The 21,356-nt window shown below is 41.5% G+C and carries 19 protein-coding genes and 1 tRNA gene; 13 read left to right on the top strand and 7 right to left on the bottom strand.

Annotation, left to right across the window (positions count from 1 at the left end):
• Window positions 1-178 precede the first annotated feature (178 nt).
• Window positions 179-895 (top strand): 2-phosphosulfolactate phosphatase, encoded by a 717-nt coding sequence (locus N3A72_11125; GenBank protein ID MCX7920133.1) that lies wholly within the window; start codon window positions 179-181, stop codon window positions 893-895.
• 214 nt (window positions 896-1,109) lie between these two features.
• Here the strand turns inward: N3A72_11125 and N3A72_11120 are convergent, their stop codons facing one another.
• Complete coding sequence (locus tag N3A72_11120) at window positions 1,110-1,358, bottom strand: hypothetical protein (protein ID MCX7920132.1); 249 nt, start codon at window positions 1,356-1,358, stop codon at window positions 1,110-1,112.
• Window positions 1,359-1,712: 354 nt separating this feature from the next.
• Between N3A72_11120 and N3A72_11115 the strand changes: the two genes are divergently transcribed.
• The 4 genes from N3A72_11115 to gdhA all read left to right on the top strand — a co-directional run bounded on the left by N3A72_11115 (window position 1,713) and on the right by gdhA (window position 5,672).
• Window positions 1,713-1,789: transfer RNA gene (locus N3A72_11115), tRNA-Arg, on the top strand.
• 82 nt (window positions 1,790-1,871) lie between these two features.
• On the top strand, window positions 1,872-2,678 hold the full coding sequence (gene thiM, locus N3A72_11110; protein ID MCX7920131.1) for a hydroxyethylthiazole kinase: 807 nt from the start codon (window positions 1,872-1,874) through the stop codon (window positions 2,676-2,678).
• A 36-nt stretch (window positions 2,679-2,714) separates the two neighbouring features.
• Window positions 2,715-3,638 carry a glycoside hydrolase family 130 protein gene (locus tag N3A72_11105; protein MCX7920130.1) on the top strand — a complete coding sequence of 308 codons (924 nt, stop codon included), beginning with the start codon at window positions 2,715-2,717 and terminating at the stop codon, window positions 3,636-3,638.
• Between the two features lie 693 nt (window positions 3,639-4,331).
• Window positions 4,332-5,672, top strand: coding sequence for an NADP-specific glutamate dehydrogenase (gene gdhA / locus N3A72_11100; GenBank protein MCX7920129.1), 1,341 nt, complete (start codon window positions 4,332-4,334; stop codon window positions 5,670-5,672).
• 106 nt (window positions 5,673-5,778) lie between these two features.
• Here the strand turns inward: gdhA and N3A72_11095 are convergent, their stop codons facing one another.
• The 4 genes from N3A72_11095 to N3A72_11080 all read right to left on the bottom strand — a co-directional run bounded on the left by N3A72_11095 (window position 5,779) and on the right by N3A72_11080 (window position 9,076).
• Entirely contained in the window at window positions 5,779-6,441 is a 663-nt protein-coding gene (locus N3A72_11095; protein ID MCX7920128.1) for a YkgJ family cysteine cluster protein, read from the bottom strand.
• Between the two features lie 164 nt (window positions 6,442-6,605).
• A complete protein-coding gene (locus tag N3A72_11090) occupies window positions 6,606-7,223 on the bottom strand; it encodes a transglycosylase SLT domain-containing protein (protein MCX7920127.1) in 618 nt (205 codons plus the stop codon).
• Window positions 7,224-7,417: 194 nt separating this feature from the next.
• On the bottom strand, window positions 7,418-7,660 hold the full coding sequence (locus N3A72_11085; GenBank protein ID MCX7920126.1) for a DUF350 domain-containing protein: 243 nt from the start codon (window positions 7,658-7,660) through the stop codon (window positions 7,418-7,420).
• 99 nt (window positions 7,661-7,759) lie between these two features.
• Window positions 7,760-9,076, bottom strand: a complete 1,317-nt coding sequence (locus N3A72_11080; GenBank protein ID MCX7920125.1) for an N-acetylmuramoyl-L-alanine amidase — start codon at window positions 9,074-9,076, stop codon at window positions 7,760-7,762.
• Window positions 9,077-9,362: 286 nt separating this feature from the next.
• Between N3A72_11080 and N3A72_11075 the strand changes: the two genes are divergently transcribed.
• A complete protein-coding gene (locus tag N3A72_11075; protein MCX7920124.1) occupies window positions 9,363-11,774 on the top strand; it encodes a hypothetical protein in 2,412 nt (803 codons plus the stop codon).
• A 157-nt stretch (window positions 11,775-11,931) separates the two neighbouring features.
• Window positions 11,932-12,081: a hypothetical protein gene (locus N3A72_11070; GenBank protein MCX7920123.1), complete on the top strand. Its 150-nt coding sequence runs from the start codon at window positions 11,932-11,934 to the stop codon at window positions 12,079-12,081.
• 2 nt (window positions 12,082-12,083) lie between these two features.
• Here N3A72_11070 and N3A72_11065 read toward each other — a convergent pair whose 3' ends face one another.
• Window positions 12,084-12,923, bottom strand: coding sequence for a DUF2334 domain-containing protein (locus N3A72_11065; protein ID MCX7920122.1), 840 nt, complete (start codon window positions 12,921-12,923; stop codon window positions 12,084-12,086).
• A gap of 149 nt (window positions 12,924-13,072) precedes the next feature.
• Between N3A72_11065 and N3A72_11060 the strand changes: the two genes are divergently transcribed.
• The 6 genes from N3A72_11060 to hemW all read left to right on the top strand — a co-directional run bounded on the left by N3A72_11060 (window position 13,073) and on the right by hemW (window position 20,124).
• Window positions 13,073-14,335 carry a phosphate acyltransferase gene (locus N3A72_11060; GenBank protein ID MCX7920121.1) on the top strand — a complete coding sequence of 421 codons (1,263 nt, stop codon included), beginning with the start codon at window positions 13,073-13,075 and terminating at the stop codon, window positions 14,333-14,335.
• Window positions 14,336-14,636: 301 nt separating this feature from the next.
• Window positions 14,637-15,626 (top strand): ROK family glucokinase, encoded by a 990-nt coding sequence (locus N3A72_11055; GenBank protein ID MCX7920120.1) that lies wholly within the window; start codon window positions 14,637-14,639, stop codon window positions 15,624-15,626.
• Window positions 15,627-15,701: 75 nt separating this feature from the next.
• Window positions 15,702-17,495: a translation elongation factor 4 gene (gene lepA, locus N3A72_11050; GenBank protein MCX7920119.1), complete on the top strand. Its 1,794-nt coding sequence runs from the start codon at window positions 15,702-15,704 to the stop codon at window positions 17,493-17,495.
• Between the two features lie 158 nt (window positions 17,496-17,653).
• Window positions 17,654-18,187 (top strand): signal peptidase I, encoded by a 534-nt coding sequence (lepB, locus tag N3A72_11045; protein MCX7920118.1) that lies wholly within the window; start codon window positions 17,654-17,656, stop codon window positions 18,185-18,187.
• A gap of 112 nt (window positions 18,188-18,299) precedes the next feature.
• A complete protein-coding gene (lepB, locus tag N3A72_11040) occupies window positions 18,300-18,851 on the top strand; it encodes a signal peptidase I (protein MCX7920117.1) in 552 nt (183 codons plus the stop codon).
• Between the two features lie 100 nt (window positions 18,852-18,951).
• Window positions 18,952-20,124 (top strand): radical SAM family heme chaperone HemW, encoded by a 1,173-nt coding sequence (gene hemW, locus N3A72_11035; protein ID MCX7920116.1) that lies wholly within the window; start codon window positions 18,952-18,954, stop codon window positions 20,122-20,124.
• Window positions 20,125-20,194: 70 nt separating this feature from the next.
• Here the strand turns inward: hemW and N3A72_11030 are convergent, their stop codons facing one another.
• The gene (locus N3A72_11030) at window positions 20,195-21,322 is read right to left on the bottom strand and encodes a uroporphyrinogen decarboxylase family protein (protein ID MCX7920115.1); all 1,128 of its coding nucleotides are present in this window, start codon (window positions 21,320-21,322) and stop codon (window positions 20,195-20,197) included.
• Window positions 21,323-21,356: the final 34 nt, after the last annotated feature.

Genomic DNA, 21,356 nt, shown 5'->3' with positions numbered 1-21,356 from the left:
GTATAAGAGACAGATGTCAAATGGTTCTATTAATTTGCGGTTGCAGGATAGTAATAAATTTCAGTAAGATATATGCAAACGTAGGAACGAAAGAACGAAAGAACGTAAGAACCGAAGGTAACAAAAAATTTTAGCATATGAGTTTTGGTTTCCAATTTTTTCTTAAGGTTTTGTGGTTATGAAAACGATAGATGTTGCATTACTCCCGAATATGGTTAATAGCCAGCAGGTTGCTGGGTCGGTTGCAGTGGTTATCGATGTTCTGCGTGCGAGTTCGACTATCTTGACTGCACTATCAAACGGGGCGAAACAGGTTATTCCAGTGAACGAACCGCAGGAAGCGAAAGAACTCGCTAAACAGTTCCCGACCGGAGAAGTGCTTCTTTGTGGAGAACGCGAAGGTAACAAAATTCCCGGATTCGATTTAGGCAACTCCCCACGTGAGTTTGTTCCAGAAGTTGTTGCCGGGAAGACGTTAATTATGTCAACGACGAACGGAACGAAAGCATGCCATACCGCACAGAATGCAAGTGTATCGGTTATCGGTTGTTTTCTTAACTTAACTGCGGTAACGCATTTCGTTAACCAGGCAGAAGGGAATGTTTTACTGATTACTTCTGGGAAAGAAGGTAGGTTTTCGTTAGAAGATGTGGTTTGCGCCGGAGCGTTTGTTGATAAACTGAATGCGGGAAATGAATTTGCTATAACTGATGCAGCTCGCGTATCCCAGATACTTTATACCATTTATAAATCTAATCTTCGCCAGATGTTTAATACCTGTGAACATGGTCAATATCTCGCTTCCCTGGGATATCAAGCGGATTTAGATTACTGCGCTCAGGTTGATACTCTTACCCTAGTTCCGCGATTCACATCCGGGATTATTACCAGTTAGGATTCTTCAATAGTTGCTATCGTTAGGAAGTTGCGCAGATTATTGGGGAAAGTAAAGCAATTTAGCCACAAAACTCCTATTTCATAGGGTAAAACCTATAATCCTCAAATTAAAACTCGGGTTTATTCACATTTTCGAGTTAGATTTACTACCGAACAAGAATGAGAATTGAACGGTTCAATTCTCATCTCTCTCCACTCACTCCCTCGTTAAGCTAAACTCTTCGAGGAAGACGGAGATGATTACAAATAAACAGGTTGGTCGCATTCACCACCGATTTAGCCTTTAAGAACGAGTCTTTTTGAATTTGATACTCGGTTTGAAGCTTAACTCGGGCATTTTTTGCATCATCAGATACGGGACAGATTATATCATCTTCCGCAAGTAAACTGTTTAATCGAGTCAATGATTTAACTGGTTTCGGTTCAGCTTCTTCAGTTAAGAACGTTATTCTTGCTGCCATAAATGCTTTTCTCCGCATAGATTATGTAACCATTCATAAATTGAGCAGGAATTATGCCGAAGTTTTTGTTTCTTAACCAGATGAATAAAATATGTCATCATTGAGCAGAATGCGGTGAAATAAGATAACGCTATGGTTTATTACAATTGGTATGAGGTTAAAAAGAAATTCCAATTCTGTTCGCGCCGGATACAAAATTGTCTTCGGATAGATAATCCTATATTTTACCTGAACCTGACAAATCGTTCTTTCTATTTTTCTCAAGTTGCAGTTCGTTCGAGTAAATGATAAAATAAATTAGTCTTAAAGGAAAATCCGAACTCACTGCGTTCTCCGGCGGTGAGGAAGTTATGTGCGCCCATAGCTCAATTGGATAGAGCGTTGGCCTCCGGAGCCAAAGGTTGCTGGTTCAACTCCAGCTGGGCGTACCATTTGCCTCATGTAGTTAAAACCTAAAATTTACAATACAAAATTTAAAATGTTCAATGGTAAATTTAAATTAACTAAATTATTATGTCTTCTATAACTCCTACCCAAATTGCTGCAGATTTAACATTAGTTCGTTCTAAAAAACCGCTTGTACACCATATAACCAATTTCGTGGTGATGAATGAAACCGCAAATATGACCTTATGCACTGGCGGATTGCCGATTATGTCGCATGCGAAAGAAGAAGTTGCGGAAATGGTTCAGATGGCAAATTGTCTGCTTCTGAACATCGGCACGTTAACCCCCGAATGGATCGAAGCGATGCTGCTCGCCGGGAAACAAGCGAACCGTTCCGGGATTCCAATAGTACTTGATCCGGTTGGTGCTGGTGCGACCAAATTAAGAACGGATAGTAGTCATCGGCTGATGGAAGAATTAACCATCGCTATTGTTCGTGGGAACCTAGCTGAAATTTCAATTTTAGCTGGACATAAGGCTGAAATTCGTGGTGTAGAATCAATCAGTGCAAAGAGCGAAAAGGAAATTGTTGCCACTGAATTAGCGGAAAAATATCAATGTATAGTTGCGATAACCGGTGCGCAGGATGTTGTCAGTAACGGCAAAAATATAGCGTATATTGATAACGGGCATCCGATGTTGACTACCGTCACCGGTACCGGATGTATGGCAACCACGGTAATTGCTTGTTGTGCCGGCGTGCAGAAGGATTATTTCCGCGCTGCAGTTAGCGGATTATGTATTTACGGGATTGCAGCAGAACTTGCTGCGCAACAGACCGATGGGAAGCCGGGCAGTTTCCATACTGCGTTATATGATGCAATGAAACAGCTCACTGACCAAGATGTTATCAAATTCGCGAAAGTAAAATAAGTAGTGTTATAGCAAAGCGAAGACAGGGGATAAATTATGTTATATCCCAAAAAGCAAATTGTTAAACGATATGAGAAAAATCCGATAATTACCGCTGACGATATGCCATTTGAATGCTCCGGAGTATATAATTCCGGTGCCTGCAAGTTTAATGATAAATATCTAATGATGCTACGGGTTGAAAGTATCGATATCACCGATTATTTCTGGGTTGCGACTAGTGATGACGGATATAATTTTACCATCTGGGACGCGCCGGTTCCGATGCCGGATGATGATGAGTTTAACGAATATGCTAGCGGAATGATTTATGACCCGCGCGTTGTTGAAATAGAAGGAACATTTTATCTAACCTTCGCTTGCCATAGTAACCATGGTGTCCGGATTGGATTGATGAGCACGAAAGATTTTAAACAATATCAATGGCATGGTTGCATTTCCGAAACTGATAATCGCAATGCGGCATTGTTCCCCGAACGAATCAAGGGAGATTATGTTCGGCTTGACCGACCGATAACCCCTGGCGACCATGGTGATATCTGGATTTCATACTCGCCGGATTTAATTCATTGGGGTCGGTCGAAATGTATTGCGAAAACCGGTGGTGGCTGGGCTTGGAAAAAAATCGGAGCGGGTGCGCCACCGATTCGAACGAAACAAGGCTGGTTAGAAATATTCCACGGTGTCCATGTTATGGCAAGTGGGTATGTTTATCATCTCGGGGTTATGCTCTTAGATTTAGATGACCCGAGTAAAGTTATCGCTCGCGGGAAAGCGCCGATATTATCTCCGAAAATGCCGTATGAACGTGTCGGATTAACCATGAACGTTGTGTTCACCAGCGGTGCAATTCCGGAATCGAATGGGACAGTGAAAATCTATTACGGCGGTGCGGATACGGTACAATGTGTAGCGACGGCGAACCTAGACGATTTGATTGATGCCTGTTTCAATCGGTAAATTATCTAAAGTAAATAGAAAGAAAGCTTACCGGTGGTGAGTTGGCTTTTAATCTGATAGGATAGAAAAAAAGATTATGGATGAATCTCCGTATGATAAGGTGCGAGAGAAAATTTAATGTTACCTGACCATCTAGCAATTCACCGGACGGGTATTAGCTATCGAACGAACGTTTCTTGCCTATATCAGAACCGCATTAACGTTATTTGCGGTTGGAATAACGTTAGTTCAATTTTTTAAATCACCGGTATTTTTCATGTTCGGATATATTTTCGTCCCTATAAGTATTTTCATTTTTATTGTCGGATTACTTCGTCTATATAAAATGAAACAAATGGTTAACAAAGTTAAAAAAATGCCTGTTCAGAATAAACCCAGGATTAAATTTACGGTATCAAATCCTTGCCGTTAACCGCTATCCACAATCATTTTCATCTTAAAAATAAATAGTAGATATTTTTTGAGCAAAATTTTTATGATATAATATTAAACTTATAAATATAGAGGTTTAGGTGAAAAGGAGAAGATTTATTAGGGTAAACTTCTATCCGTTTTGACAACAACAGTTTTTGCTTGTTACAGATAACAAAGGAAATCTAAATATCAGTGATATTGCGCCGAACCCCAATGGGGGTTAAATGCAATATCTATTTTTTTTATATATTAATCTGAGGGATATAAGGAGAAAAAGGTATGGGACAATCACTAGCTGATTTTATGGAAAAAGTAAAAGCTAAAGACCCGGGACAATATGAGTTTCATGAAGCGGTATATGAGGTTGCCCGGTCGATACTTCCGTTTATCGAAAAGAATCCAAAATATCAAAAAGCAAAAATATTCGAACGGATTGTTGAACCAGAACGAATCCTGCAGTTTCGAGTTATGTGGGTTGATGATAATGGAGAAATCCAATTTAACCGTGGGTATCGCATCCAAATGAATAGCGCCATTGGTCCTTATAAAGGCGGGTTCCGATTCCATCCATCGGTCAACCTCAGTATATTAAAATTTCTCGGATTTGAACAGGTATTTAAAAATGCACTCACGACTCTACCAATGGGCGGCGCAAAAGGTGGTTCTGACTTTGACCCGAAAGGGAAATCGGATAATGAAGTTATGCATTTTTGCCAAGCGTTTATGACCGAATTGTTTCGCTATATTGGACCGGATACGGATGTTCCTGCAGGTGATATTGGGGTTGGTCCACGTGAAATAGGATTTTTATTCGGACAATACCGTAAACTAACCAACGAATTTACTGGCGTTTTAACCGGAAAAGGATTGAAATGGGGTGGAAGTCTCCTGCGCAAAGAAGCAACTGGATACGGAACCTTATATTTTGCTGAAGAAATGTTGAAAACCAGAAATGATTCATTAGCTGGGAAGGTATTAGTTGTTTCCGGTTCTGGTAATGCAGCACAGGGTACGGTTGAGAAAGCATTGCATATGGGCGCAAAAGTGGTGACCTTATCCGATTCGAACGGATTTATTTATGACCCAGATGGAATAACTCGTGAAAAACTTGAGTATGTCTTCGAGTTGAAAAATGTTCGGCGGGGTCGAATTAAAGAATATGCAAAAGAATTCAAATGCCAGTATTTTGAAGGGCAACGACCCTGGGGTATCAAATGCGATGTTGCGATACCTGCAGCTACCCAGAATGAAATTAATGAAGAAGATGCAAAAACGTTAGTTAAAAACGGATGTATCTGCGTTGCAGAAGCGGCAAATATGCCGTCTACTCCAGAAGCGATCGATGTTTTTTTAGCCGCGAAGATCCTTTATGGACCGGGGAAAGCAGCGAATGCCGGTGGTGTAGCTGTGAGCGGGCTCGAGATGTCGCAGAATAGTATGCGGTATTCCTGGAGCGCTGAAGAAGTAGATAGTCGTCTGAAACAAATTATGAAGTCTATTCACGAAACCTGCGTCTATTATGGCAAACAGCCGGATGGTTTTGTGAATTATGTTGATGGCGCGAATATCGGCGGGTTTATTAAAGTTGCGGATGCTATGCTTGAACAAGGATTGGTTTAACAAGTATCATATCAAGGATAAGGAATAGAGCGTTGCATATACTTCATTCTTTATCCTTTTGATACGACTTGGTAGCGATTGGTTCATTTAAATGTATAATTTCACCTTAAAGTACGTTTGCTGGAACTAGTGCTGCGGGAATGAATAGATATATCTCATAAATCGGCTTTGCAAATACCGTTTCTGTAAGCGCAACAAATAACTGCAATTCTCGTTTATCTAATTCAGTAAAATTGTATGCGATATCGGTCAGCGATTCAGCTTTTCTACCTACAAAATTCAATTCACACCATTGGTCGAAATATATTCCGTGCTTAACATCAATCAACGGGATCCCATGCAATCTGCAGGTCATTGGTCGGTATGGATATACTAAGCATTGATTCCGGTCGCTTAACAACGGGCATCGGGTCTCGGCAAAAGTGTTGCAGATGCAATCGATATCGGCATCAGAGAGTTCGGTTAAATAATATGGCGATGTAAGGTTTGGCTGAACTTTTTGGACTTCTATAAGAATCTTTTCCGCACGGTTGATAACCTTTTTTTGCATTGATTTCGGTAGTTGAGAGAATCCTTGTTGCAGATAATAAGCGTCTAATAGCGAGATATCGAACAATCCTAAACAACAATCATAGCAGCCTTTTTTACATACCACGTCTTTCGGGTACCGTTTCTGGACAGCAGCGAACCATCGGTCGACTTGAGAGAGTAGTTTCCCGTACTTTTGTAAAATAGAATTTATTCGCTGGTTTCGATTAATAGGTTTCAAGGAAAGTGGTTATATACTGTTTTTAATGCAAATTAAAGGTTACGGTATCGGGTTAGGGTAACGAATCCCATGGCGTTAGAACAGGTTGAGTTTCTCAGGTTCAACCCTAACCGTAACGATAAACTTCTAACCAAAATTGTTTGCTATTGACATTTGGTGGTGTATCAGATAGTTTGTTCGCGATACTCTAGATAGTAGTTCCAGATATTAGCAACATACGTTATCGTTTCTTTCCAGCCGGAGAAATAACCATAGCGCGGTTGCGGTTGCTGCCAAATTTTTAAATGTAACTCTTTATATTCTTTCGTTAATTTCGGCATAACGAGTTGGATATCATCCCATTCATGGTCAGGTCGCAATTCATATTTCGCAATATCACGGGAATCGAATAACCGCCCAGCCCCACAATTATAACTCGCTAATGCAAACAGTTCCCGATGTGGTTCCGGAACATCGGGAAACAAATCATATTGTTTTCGGAGATACCGGATACCGGCAGCGATATTTTCGCTCGGATTCAGAATATTTTTAACTTTCATTTCCGCTGCGGTTTTCGGCATCAACTGCATTAACCCGCGCGCACCACATTGACTTTTCGCTTGCGGGTTAAACGCCGATTCCTGTTTGATCTGCGCGAGGATAAGTCGCCAGTCGAATCCATAATGTTTTGCATATTTTTTGATTACTCCATCGTATCGGGTGAACCGCTTCTGCGGGATACATGATGTCGGGTTCGGTTGCGCTGCTGAAACAGATGCTATACAGAATGCTAATAATATCACAAGGCACAACTTACTAACGGTAGCTATGCTTCTTTGCCTTTTTCTTTTCTTTCGATTTTCTATAACTCTCGCTATTACTCCAGCTGTTAAAAGCGAAACAAGGATAAATCTAATAAAGAGAATATTAGATAAACGGATATTAGGCGATTTGTTCATTGGATTACCTACATTCTAGTTGCTTGCTTCTATTTTTCTCAATTTAATCCTAAACCAACAATAAGTCCGACTAATAATCCAATCATAATGAATAAACAGCCAACCGCAATTGCGACTGCAACATTCCCCTTTTTCAACTCTTCATCGAAATTGCAGGTCGGCGTTACTTTATCAAAAAACCAATAGACGAACCAGGCTGCAACCAGCCCTACAATTATTCCACCGATTGCATAAAATACATTGAATACATACACCTGAATCGCTCCTTCAGTCATAATCATATCCCTCACCTTTTCAGAAGTATAATGATTGCATATTATAATCTAAAATAACTCAAATTGGTAAATGAAAAGCGCAAGTAAACTTATATACTCCAACCATTATTTCCATAGGCGTTCCACAGCTTTTTCTGCATCTGGGATAAAATCGCTGGTTGGATAATAATCCAGCAACCGCTGGTATGCTTCAATCGCTTTTTTCCGATACTCAAAACTATCTCCCATCTTCTCATACGCTACCGCAGTATAATATTGCGCTTTATCGGAGACCGGACTATTCGGGAATAACTGCAAACTTCGACCAAATAATTTTATCGCTTCGTTCAATTTCGCCTGGTCAGTTTTATCTTTCGCTTTAGTAGATTTGACTTGGTCGAACAATGCTTTCCCCTGTTCATAGGTTTTCACCCAGAGCTTTTTTTCTGGTTTCGCTGCCGGTCCTTCAAGCTGGAAGTAATAGAGTTTCGGATGTATCGATTGCCCGTTGTTATTTTTGGCGAACAGTTGCACTATTTGCTCTCCCCCGCGAAGTTTGCTGGTTTCAATCGTTAAAACTCCATCTTTCATAGAGAACGTAAACGGGATTTCTTCTCCATTAAAGATAACCCGAATAGATTGTTCATCCATTTTGGTTCCGCCTAACCCATCGTTCAGCTTGAATCGGATGCGGGTATTCTCTGCGGGGAGTTTCTCGCCTGGTTTCGGTTCAATCAATTCTGCGGTCGGTAATCCATTCCTGAAATATTCCACGAGCGCTGCGAAATATGCTTCCGCTTCTTTCCGATTATATGCAGTCTGTTTCAGCCGCTGCTCTTCATCCGGGTTGGTGAAAAACGACGCTTCTCCGATAATTCCCGGCATATACGGATATGTCATACGCAGCACGCCAGTGCCGGTTCCCGGGAAAACCAAGAAATCAGAATATACATCTCCGCGCGGGAGTCCAAGATTTTTTTGGATATGTTTCAAAACTAGTTTCGCTAAATCAATGCTTGCGGGATTGTTGTTCGCATCTTTCCAGAAGAAAATCAGCGGATAATTCACGGCGGGGTCTTGGTCAGTTCCATTATGATGGATGGAAACGAAAATATCCGCTTGATTTTCGATGGCGATATCCGCGCGACGTCGTAATGAAACATCTTCATCTTTCACTCGAGTCATAATCACTTCCGCACCAGCTTTTTCCAACATCTCTTTAAGCATTAATGCGACTCGCAGGTTAACCCATTCTTCCCGTTCTCCGGTTGGTCCTTGCCGGAACGAGTCCGTTGCTGCGGTTGCGCCATGACCTGGGTCGAGGCAAATCTTTTTCCCTTTCAAAACCGAACTTGCTTTGGTATCAAGTGATGCTGTCATACCTAGTCCGGTCAACAGCAAGGTGCCAAGAGTGCTTAAAGTAGCTACACCAAGTATATCCATACCAATGCCTCCTAGATGGAATTTAGCATTTAATTTTACCACTGGTTACCCGGAAATGCAAAACCACGTGATTTTTTCGCATACACCGCCACAACAATACCTAAATATTAAAAATTAGCGTAAAAATAGTGGAGCAAGGATGAACGAGCTCGAGCTCGTTCATCCCAACTCAGGTGAAAAAAGAGGTTAATCTGAACTGAAATCGGCTTGGTTTTTGTGATATACTAAAATAATAGCAAAAGTTTAATAGCAAAATAATAAAAACTTACAGAAAGGATATTCTGCGATGAAATATAGGTATATTTTATATATCAGCCTTATATTGATAGGAGGGTTCAATACAACTGGTTGGGCAGGCGCAACGGATTCCCCGTGGTTATATGGGATTCATTGGTATGGGAACGTATGGTCAACTGATGTTGAAACAATGTCTGGTGGGAAAGGTATCTGGGATTTAGAAATAACCCATCTTGATGCGAGTGTTGCACCAGAATGGGACCGACCAAGTTATTTTGCGAATAATGTTTGTCCAGTTATAACCGGGTCAGGGAAAAATCATTCGGTTATATTTCGCGTTCATCCATATTGGAGTCGCAATGTTCCGCATTCGTCCGATCCTTATACGCTCGGGAACTACGCCCGCGATTGTAAAAGCATGGCTGAAACCTTGAAAGACTACTGTCATATTTGGCAAATCGGGAACGAAGTTAATCTTATCGGAGAAAATTACCGTTGGGGTGGTTCCAGCTATAATGTAACTTGGCAACCAAGTCCAGCAGAATATGCTACGACCTATCTCTACTGTCGTGACTCGATCCATCTCGTTACTCCAACTACCACTCCGGCAACCCAGATAGTTCTCATGCAACCAGTCAGTCCGGGGAATGTTATCAGCGGGGTTCGGTTTATGGATGGAAACGAATTTTTATGGCGAATGATAGAAGCGGTTCCGGATAAAAATAAAATAGACGGATTTGCGTTACATAGTTATGCTGAACCCGGTGGCGAAAATTATGGAGTTACCGGTTTTTGGGATACGATTCGGGAACAGTTGATGATAATCGACCAGTTCGGATTAAGTGATCGACCGGTTTTTATTACCGAATGGAATAAACATATGCCGAATTCATCGGAAGCGAATATCGGTGCGAAATTTTTACATCGGGCGTTAACCCAGATGTATGCTTGGAATACCGGTCGCGACGGCGAATGGCCTGGTCAGCCGAACCATAATGTTATTGCGGCAACCTGGTTTGTGTATCCTTCCGGTGCGGGGTGGGATGAATATTCGCTGCAATATTGGAAAACCGGAATCGGGTCAACGGATAAGGAGCTCAATCCGTGGTATTCGTTCCAATACGCTTGTGGATTGAATTATGGGAAAGGTAGTTCTGGCGGTGGGCCGACGGTAAGCCAGAATTCCGTCTGGTGGTATGACGATTTCACCGGCGCTACCCTTGACACCAACCCGCCATTACCGGATTGGAAACCGGAAGTAACCGGGTCAGGGAGTGTAACTATGAGCGGAAGCGGTTCCGTTCGATTGTTAGGGAACGGTAGCGTTAATGGCGGCGGTGGAATTCGAACCGCGGGGTATGTGTATGGTAATTTCTGGCTGGAAACGAATATAACCATTACGAACGCAAATCGGTCTAATACTAGCAATAGCGAAGCCAATTTCGATTTGCGGTTCCGTGAAGGGTCGAAAGGGTATTCGATAACCTTCTTTACTGCTGGTTCGTTAGTGAATACCAATCGTATCATTTTGCGAAGAACAAATGATTGGACGCAAATCGGGAGCTATAACCAATATATCTCTGATGGGATTAATAGCGGGGATTCGTTCCGAATCAACGTTGTGGCGAAAGATTCAAATATCACGATTAAAATATACAAAAATGGTAGTTCGACTCCGGTGGTGAACTGGACAGTTACCGATTCCGGGCAAAAAGTCGGTTGGATTCGATTGATGAGTTATAATTTGAACGAAGCACAAATCCATGATTTTAAACTCGCTGGACCGGATTATGTTGAAGCGCCAAGTTTACAGATTTCACCGACGTATATCGGTATAACTACCGCAGTGGCAGGAAGTTCACCCGTGCGAACGTTAACGATATCTAATCTAGGAAACGCGACGATGACCTGGTCAGCAGCTCCAACCCAAAGTTGGTTAAGTTTAACGCCAGCCAGCGGAACAGTTCCCGTCGGTATGTCAACGAGTGTATCTATCGGAATTAATATCGCCGGGTTATCTGGAGGAACTAGAACCGGACAAATTATCATCAGCGCACCCGGTGCAACGAATGGAACACAAACCTGTACGGTATATTTAACCTTACTTCCGCCGGTATTGAGAATATCACCGACGTATATCGGTATCACCACCGAAGTGGGCGCAGGCAATCCAGCATCGCAACTGTTATATATTTATAACGACGGAAATGGTTCGATGTATTGGTCAGCATCAGTTGACCGGAGCTGGCTAACCCTATCGCGAACCACTGGATTTATCCCATTACTAGAATATACACGGGTTACAACCGAAATTAATATCAGCGGATTATCCGCCGGTGCATATACCGGGCATATAACTGTTACAGGAACTTTTGCGGAGAATAGTCCGCAAACGTGCACGGTGTATCTCTATTTAACCCAACCTGCAGCAACAGTTACCCGCTGGGAACTGTATAACTAAAATGAATGTACATATAGGAACTTGAGGTGCCAAGCGGACTTATTTCGACCCGATTTTAGCCGGGGATATATTCCCTGGGCTAGCGCTCGATCGAATCCGATTCCTGTCTCTATTGTCTATTGGACACTAATGATACAAAATGTGAAATTAATAAGCTATGAAACCACCGATTGTTAATATTGGGAAAAGAAAAATAACCAGAACAGTGAATTTACCGAACCAACGGTTGATGAAACCGCAACAGAAAAATGTGGTTAATTATAGTCGGTCGGTATATAGTAAACGATTTTCTGCTCAAGAGAAGTAGCATTAAGCACCGAGAGTAGTCTTATTACCTTTCATCGGATGATAAGGATTTTTCTTGCCGGGATATCTCTTACGATACCAATCGCCAAATTCAGTTAAGGTCATAAATCGAATATTACCATCAGTTATTTGATTGATTTTCGTGAGAAATTCATCAAGCCAATGGATAACCACCCCGTTTTCATACCCGATACGGGTGAAATGGTCGTGAAATAGAATGCCGAAATAACCGTATTGCTTCGCATGCCGTTTAAAATCATCAATTGCCTTATTCATTACCGAGCGATATTTTTTCTTCGATAACGCCCAACAATAATCATTCTGAACTGGGATAGCCCAAATCCCACGGTCAATGAACGGAAGATGATTTCCGACATCGGTATGATAAGGAAACCGCAGCTGTTTCATTGCAGCAATCATTTGCGGAACATAACGGTCGGTTCCGCTGGGACCGAACGCGCGAGGGTGTATGCCGAGAACTTGAGTGAGTAAGTCACGTCCTTTTCTTATTTGAGCGACTTGGATATCTTGTGCAACAATTTTTCCGGTAGCACTACAATCAAATTCATGTCCCGTACTGCCGCAAATCGCACATTGATGCGTATATCCATGCTGGGTTATTTCGTGACCAAAGGTTATATGCCGGCGTAGTTCTTTTTCCATTCGTTTATAGTTATTAGTCTTTTGTAATAATCGTGCGGGAATAGTATGCAGAGTTAATTTCGCCAGATGTTTTTCCGCTGTATTCGCAAAATTAAGGATACTACTCGGTTCAATCTCCGAATCCAGCATGAAGATATCATCAATTCGAATAACTACAATCGGGGAACTATATTTATCCATAATTAATGTTGCCTAAAAAATTATTATAGGATAACTTCAGATAAGTTCATAGTTGAAAAGTGAACAAGGGCAAGAGTTATTAGAAAAGTTTTTATTTTTATTAGCAGTATAATATAATAAATAGCATCTTAAAATTACAGGGTATTTCTATGCAAATAGAAAAATTTGCGGATATCGTTAAGATTCTAAAAGAGCAGACGAGACCGATCACCGTCATCGTTGCACCTGCACAAGATGAACTCTCCCTGCATGCAGTTGAATATAGTTACCGACAACTTGGGAACAGTATTGTTGATATTCTCTTAGTAGGCGATAAAGAAGAAATCGACACAATCATCAATCGGGATAAGCTCGCCCTATTTCTCAAAGAAAAAATAATTGATATAAAAGATAAAGATGAAGCGGTATATACTGCGATGCAGCTCATACGTGATGGGAAAGCGCATATTCTCGCTAAAGGGAAAATCACTTCCGACCAGTTGATGCGATTAGTTCTTGATGAAACTCGCGGGTTACGTAAACCCGGGAATATCATCAGCCATATTCGAGTTTTTGAAACCCCGAAAGGAATGCTGCTGATGAGCGATGGCGGGATTATTATCCATCCTACTCCTGCAGTTAAACAGAAGATATTAGATAATGCGGTCGAGGTAGCGAAACGGTTAGGACTCGAACCAAAACCTGCGGAATTAAGCGGAACCTATACTTTCGCGCAAGCAATGCAGGATGGAGCGAATATCCTGATTATGCCCTGGATAACGCCGGGGAATATCGTCTATAAATCAGTGATACATGAACTACCTTGGACGCTGGAATATGAGAGAACCCTATCAGATTCTCAAGGCGGAATAATTTATATTTTTAGGAAGGCTACTATCGAACCGAACGGCGGGTATCTCTTCATTGCGGCCGCAGTCGATACCGCTGATTATGTCAAGAAAAAGCGCACGGTTCAGCTTGCGATTGAAACAGCAAAAAATTATGGGTTAGGGAAATCAAGTAAACTGAAAATCGGGCTGATCGATTTTACGGAACAACTCCTGCTGAATGTTTCCTCAATTTATGATAGTGTTAAGCTGGTTGAAGAGTATAAAGTTAATCCGGAAGTGATAGTTGAAGGACCGATGGCGTATGATATTGTTATTTCTGCGGAAGCAGCGAGAATTAAGAATTTTATGGGAAATAAAAGCCAAGTTGCCGGTGACCCGGATATCATCTTCTGTCCGGATGCGGATAGTGCCCTGTTTTTAACTGAAGTATATCAGAATTTCGATAAATGGCGGATGCCGTGGATTGCGGGAGATATTGCAGTCGGCGGAACGAATATCGTTTTAATTCCGTCACGGTCAGATGCGGAAGCGCATAAATTCCATTCGTTAATCACCGCATTCTATTTGAATGTTTCCCAATAGGGATGACTTATTGAATCGAATGATTCAATTTCGCGAAAAAGTGCGCGATGTCTAACTCTAATGAAACGAGTAAAAAATCAAACTTACCATTGGTAAATTTGATTTCTTATCTTTTATTAAGGGTTTATTCTTAAACACTTTCTCTCTTGGTTTACTTATTCAGTTTTCCCCTCTCATTTTCACCGTAGTAATTAGGAATTAGAACAGGTTAAGAAATCAATACGTTACCTTGTTAAGATTAAAATTAGTATACTATAATAATTAGTTTAATAATGATAAGAATCAAGCAGGAGAAATAAGTATGAATACCCCCTATGCAATTGGAATAGATTTAGGTGGAACCTTTATAAAATCAGCGTTAGTTGATGAACAAGGACACATCCTGACCCGATTAGAAATCCCAACAAAAGCGAATGATGGTTTCCCGGTAGTGGTAGCTCAACTTCAAGAGTTAACTCAGCAGTTGGTTGATGTTGCTTGTAAAAACCGAGGGGAAGTTGTTGGTGCGTGTGTAGCGACTCCGGGCTTAGTAGATTTTAAAACCGGGATAGTGCGTGTAGCGCCGAATTTCGCTAGATGGGTTAATGTTCCGTTACTACCCGAGATGCAAAAAGGATTCTCGTTTCCGTATTATATTGAAAACGATGCGAACGCCGCAGCGTTCGGCGAGAAATGGATGGGCGCTGGGAAAGATAACCAGACCGTAATTGTTTTAACCATCGGAACTGGTATCGGTGGCGGATTGATTTTCGATGGGAAAATCTGGCATGGCGCTGATGGTGCAGGTGGTGAACCCGGGCATATAAATCTAATCCCAGACGGTCTACAATGCGGTTGCGGGAATTATGGCTGTTTAGAAGCGTATGCATCAGCAACGGGTATCGTGAAACGAACCATTATCGCGATCGAATCTGGCGAAACAACGAAAATAACCGAACTGGTTAGCCATGATTTATCGAAAATAACTTCGAAATTGGTCTATGAAGCGGCAGTCGCTGGAGATAAACTAGCGCGGAAAATCCTGCTTGAAACTGGAAAATATCTCGGTATCGGAATCGCGACGCTCATTAATCTATTAAATCCGGAAATGGTTATTCTCGGTGGTGGCGTGATGAAATCCGGAGATTGGTTATTAATCCCTGCACGGGAAGAAGTGAAAAAACGCGCGTTTAAATTTTTAGCTGAACGGACTGCAATCGTTTTAGCTAAGCTCGGTAACGATGCCGGAATGATTGGTGCCGCTGGTGTAGTTTTTGCAGACATCAATGCCCGAAGACAACGTCCGAAATAAACTCTAGAATCGGTGAGTGGGTAGGAGGAGAAAAAGCTTTTCGACATCTGTTCACCGATTCATCTTTTTCTTTAAATGGAAATAAGTCGTATTCGTAATTTCTGTATAATTGCGCATGTTGACCATGGGAAAACCACATTGTCCGACCGGTTACTCGAACTAAGTGGTGCGGTGCCGGAACGGGAAATGCGGGAACAGATGCTCGATGCGATGGACTTGGAACGGGAACGTGGAATAACCATAAAAGCGCATCCGGTTCGATTGAAATATAAAGCGAAAGATGGAATCGAATATCAACTGAATCTCCTGGATACCCCTGGTCATGTAGATTTTTCCTATGAAGTTTCGCGGAGTCTTGCCGCGTGTGAAGGTGCAGTATTAGTGGTTGATGCTGCGCAGGGAGTTGAAGCGCAAACGGTAGCGAATGCGTATTTAGCGCTCGAGAATAATCTCGCGATTATTCCGGTTATTAATAAGATAGATTTACCGAATGCGGATGTTGCAACCTGTGCGCAGGAAATAGTCGATTTATTAGCGGTTAAAGAATCGGAGATTATCCTTGCGAGCGCTAAAGAAGGAATTGGAACTCAGGATATCCTAGAAGCGGTTGTCAACCGTATTCCTCCGCCAAAAGGGGAACGAACCCGACCGTTAGCCGCGCTGATTTTCGATTCGAAATATGATGCCTATCGTGGTGTAGTAGTCTATATTCGGGTTATGGATGGCGAGGTACATCCTGGGGATAAAATCCGCATTATGTCAACGAATAGCGTTTATGAAGTGACGGAAGTCGGTATATTTACACCGAAAATGGAACCGGTAGAATCGTTAAGTGTTGGTGAGGTTGGATATCTCCTCGCAACGATTAAAACCATTGCTGATGTGCGTGTTGGGGATACGATAACCAACGCAGTTCAAGGACGGACAGAACCACTACCCGGATATAAACAAGTTAAACCAATGGTCTATTGTGGACTTTACCCTGCCATCGCCGAAGATTACGAATCGTTACGCGATGCATTAGCAAAACTAAAGTTAAACGATGCTTCGTTCATATATGAACCGGATAATTCGCCAGCACTAGGGTTCGGTTATCGTTGCGGGTTCCTCGGGTTACTCCATATGGAAATAATTCAAGAGCGACTAGAACGCGAATACCAACTAACGTTAGTTACCACCGCACCGAATGTTGTCTATCAAATCGTTAAGCCGAATGGTGAAGTGGTTGAAGTAAATAATCCATCCGAGTTTCCCACTGGACAAATCCTTGAGTGTCGGGAACCGTATATTAAAGCGATCATTAGCACACCAACGCAATATTTAGGTAGTATCATGGATTTAGCGGTCAGCCGTCGTGGTGAACATAAAGAGATGAAATTTGCGGATAGTTCACGGGCAACGGTTATTTTTGAACTGCCATTATCGGAGATTATACTCGATTTTTATGATAAATTGAAATCGTTAAGTCGCGGGTATGCTTCGTTAGATTATGAGTTTATCGGATACCGTGCTTCGGATTTGGTTAAACTCGATATCTTACTTAACGGAGAACCAGTAGATGCGTTATCAGTAGTCGTTCATCGGGCGAATGCATATCATCGCGGGAAAGCGATTGTTGAAAAGTTACGGAAACTGGTTCCGCGGCAGATGTTTGAAGTGGCTATTCAAGCAGCTATTGGGAGTCGGATTATTGCACGAGAAACCGTTAAACCGTTACGAAAAAACGTGCTTGCGAAATGTTACGGCGGCGATATTACCCGGAAACGGAAATTGCTCGAAAAACAGAAAGAAGGGAAAAAACGAATGAAACAAATCGGAAAAGTCCAAGTTCCGCAGGAAGCTTTTATGGCCGTTTTAGCAGTAGAATGATTCGTAGTCTCATAATCAGAGCAGCAAAACAATCTTATCATTTTTACCTTACAATTTCAGACGAGGATAATGTAATTTTAGCTAATTAAATAATATTTAATAGATACAGTTGAAGGTATTATCCATATAAAACATAATTTTTTGCGATAGGTGAATTTATGAAGAAATCAAAGTTACGAGAATGGATGGAAACCATCGTTACCTCATTTGCTTTAGTGCTGATCCTATTTACCTTTGCGATGAAACCGTTTAAAATACCATCCGGCTCAATGGAAGATACGTTAAAAGTAGGCGATATGTTATTTGTCAGTCGATTTCTTTATTGGTTTCAAGAGCCAGCACGGGGTGATATTATTGTTTTTAAAGCACCTTCAGACGGGTTAAAGGTAGATTATATCAAACGAGTGGTTGCGGTTGAAGGTGAAACACTCGAATTGAAAGATGGGAAATTATACATTAACGGTAACCCAATCGTTGAGCCGTATATTAAATATTCGAATACGTTTTATTATGAACCGCGCCAGTATAATTTCGGACCGGTAACGGTTCCGAAAGGATATCTTTTCGTTATGGGCGACCATCGGAATAATAGTAAAGATAGTCGGTATTGGGGATTTTTAGATAAAAAGTTCGTTAAAGGGAAAGCGTTCCTGATTTACTTCCCAATTACTAGAATACGATTGATTAGTTAAAAAAGCCAATCGATACAGTCACTCCATAGTGGCAAAGAACGCTAAGATAACATTTTTAGGTTACACGCGGTACGATTTATCTTTGTGTCATTGCGGTTGAGCAGTATTAGATATGAAGAAGAAATCTTTTCTCCGGGAATGGAGTGAAATTATCACCGTAGCATTCGTGGTCGCGCTAATCGTTCAGACCTATGTCGTTAAACCGTTTAAAATTCCTTCCGGTTCAATGGAAAATACGTTGCAAGTTGGCGATATGATTTTTGTTAACCGGTTCGACTATCTATTTAAACAGCCGCAACGAGGAGATGTTGTTGTCTTCAAATATCCGGAGAACCCGAAACAGGATTTTGTTAAACGGTTAATTGGTTTATCCGGAGATACGGTTACCATTTCTGCTGGGAAAATAATAATCAATGGCTCGGAGCTGATTGAACCGTATGTTAAGGAACCATCGTTCGATAATTATGGACCGGTAGTTGTCCCATCGAATTCATTGTTAATGCTCGGGGATAATCGAAATAATAGTCGGGATAGCCGATATTGGGGATTTCTCCCGGAATCGATGATTAAAGGAAAAGCGTTTCTGATTTATTGGGCGAAAAGAGAACGTAACGGTAGTTTATTTCCACGCTGGCAACTCTGGCGAATGAGAAAAATACAATAGGAACGTTAACCGTAGAACGTATTAGGTCATACGCAAGGTTCACAAAGAAATCCATAGTTTTGGCGTCTACTAGACGTTCTTCGCGGTTACTTATAATCCAATGCAGTTAGGTATATACATACATATTCCATTTTGTTTAAAGAAATGTAATTATTGTGATTTTATTTCGTATGCGGATAAATCTAGTTTAATGAATGAATATATTGAATCTGTGATTCAGGAAATAAATCAGATAAAAGCTTCATTGCCATTCATCCCAAGTTCGATTTATTTTGGTGGCGGAACTCCCTCATTAGTTCCGCCGGAACAAATCGCGAGAATAATAGCTGAACTTTTTGGCAAAGGCATGATGAATCAGCCCCCGCCGCTAGAAAACGTTGAAATAACACTTGAAGCTAATCCGGGAACTGTTGATGTTGAGAAGTTAAAGCAGTATAAACAAGCGGGAGTTAACCGAATCAGTTTAGGCGTTCAATCATTTGATAAAACAGTATTAACCGCAATGGGTAGAGTTCATTCAGTCGAAGATAATTTTGCTAGTTTTCAGTTTGCTCGGGATGCGGAATTCGATAATATCAATCTCGATTTGATTTTTGGTTACCCTGGCCAAACATTGCAGAGTTGGCAAGAAACGGTTGAACATACCGTAACCTTATTACCGGAACATATTTCCGCTTATAATATCACAGTTGAACCGAATACCAATTTATATCATCAGCTCAAATCTGGTCAAGTTAAACCGATTGATGAAGAGGTTGAATTAGAGATGTACCAATATGCAATTGATATATTTCAACACGCAGGATATGTCCATTATGAAATCTCAAATTTCGCATTACCCGGTCCTGACTTAATTACCCGCAAAGTCGTGAGTCGGCAATGTCAACATAATCTGAATTACTGGAACGATAATGACTATCTTGGGTTCGGAGCGAGTGCGCATTCATATCTTAATGGCGAACGGTCGTGGAATGTCCATTCACTGGAAGAATATATACAGCGAATTAAATCTGGTCACCCAGCGCGTGCGGCTTCAGAACGTTTAGAAGGGAAGCAGAAAATGGCAGAGTATTCTATGTTAGCGCTTCGAACGATGCAAGGGCTAGATTTAAAAAAGTTTCAGCAGAAGTTTCAGAAAGAATTTCGTGAAGTATTCGATACTGAATTACCTGAATTATTTGAATCAGGACTACTTCAGCAGACTGACCAATACCTTCGACTGACCGATAAAGGTATCCTGCTTTCCAACGAAGTCTTTTCACAACTCTTTTAGCCACCATTAGTCATGGATTAACCTTATATCAAATTTAGTGTTTACTGTGTTTGATTGTATTCATCTGCGGTTAAGTTTTGCCGTATCTCAATCCGCAGTCGATATAATGGATAATATTCTCTTGAATCTTTTTATCTAGCGGAGTAGTTAACGGCATAGCGGTTGGGCTCAGAATAAATGGTCCGTCTTTTGCGCCTTCTTCAACTGCTGTTTTTACCGCAGTTTCTATATCCTGTTTCGTTCCAACTTCAAATAGCCGTTCTTCGATATTGCCGATAAGTACAACTTTATTCCCGAGCACTCGCCGGACCTCGGCGAATTCCGCATTACCATCAGGTGGCGGTTCCAGCGGGTCGATAGCATCAATATTCATCTTGGCGAGTGAAGATAGCACCTGCTGAATTTTTCCATGAGAATGGATTCTGACTTTTGCACCATACCGATGCATCAGATGGCTCATATCACTTACATACGGCATAACCAGTTTATCGAAATCCGCAGGGGATAAATAAGGTGGGGTCGCATATTCTGGTCCGTAGATACGGTATAACGTAACCGCGCCGGATTCGAGCAGATAGTTTAAATACTGCATAATTCTTTCGTGGAAAAAATCAAGCAATCGGAAAATTAGCTGAGGGATATCGATATAGAACGTTAAAAATGTTGAAAAGCCGAATAGGTCAACGGTCAGACATAACGGGTCAGGGATATCGCCGAGAACAATGCCGGTATCTCCGAGTTTCTTATCCAGTTCGAAGAATGAATCAACGGATGGTTTCCAGGGGAAATATGGGATAGATAAAATTTTCTCCGCATCAGCTGCGGTCTTGCAGTAATGTTCAATAACCCATCGAGTATGCATTCCTTCATCTTGCCGAGTTTGAGCAACCAGCTCACCTTTCGGAGTTTGTAAAACGGTTTTCGAAAACTGCGAATTCTGGTAAACCCAGCACGTGGTTTTAATCATTTCCGGATCAAGCGCACTATATCCGAACTGCGGTAGAGCGCTGTCAGGAACCCAGGCAAATAGTTTATCAGTTTTCCCATGTGCATAATCGAGAATCGCCTGATATTCCACTTCCTGATGTATCCAAGATTCATAGAATCCATCGAATTCATAGAGTGAGATAGGAACGCGATCAACCGGTTTTCCGTCAAGCGTATAACATAATCGTTCTCGGGAAGTTAACGAGTTCATAAGTTCAGCATGAGGTAACATCAATCTATCTATC

The organism is bacterium, from assembly GCA_026416715.1.
GTDB lineage: Bacteria > UBP4 > UBA4092 > JAOAEQ01 > JAOAEQ01 > JAOAEQ01.
This window is presented reverse-complemented; position numbering and strand designations above follow the sequence as displayed.